The organism is Hymenobacter coccineus (assembly GCF_001816125.1).
In the GTDB taxonomy this organism is placed as follows: Bacteria; Bacteroidota; Bacteroidia; order Cytophagales; family Hymenobacteraceae; genus Hymenobacter; species Hymenobacter coccineus.
This window is the reverse complement of record NZ_MDZA01000401.1, coordinates 1-201: the sequence shown is the minus strand read 5'-3', so window position 1 is coordinate 201 and position 201 is coordinate 1. Positions and strand designations below refer to the sequence as shown.

The 201-nt window shown below is 63.7% G+C and carries 1 protein-coding gene; it reads right to left on the bottom strand.

Annotated elements, in window-relative coordinates; translation table 11 throughout:
• The coding region (locus BEN49_RS28325; protein WP_158023004.1) for a hypothetical protein at nt 1-201 on the bottom strand (201 nt) is incomplete at both ends.

The window sequence follows — 201 nt, the reverse complement described above, 5'->3', positions numbered from 1 at the left end:
AGGCCTTCAGCTTCTGCACAATGGCCTTCACCAGGGCCCCCAGCCGGGGCGCTGGTGGTTTTTTGTCCTGGTAAACAACGCCCCGGCCCTCGATGGGCTGGTAGGCCTTCAGCTTCTGCACAATGGCCTTCACCAGGGCCCCCAGCCGGGGCGCTGGTGGTTTTTTGTCCTGGTAAACAACGCCCCGGCCCTCGATGGGCT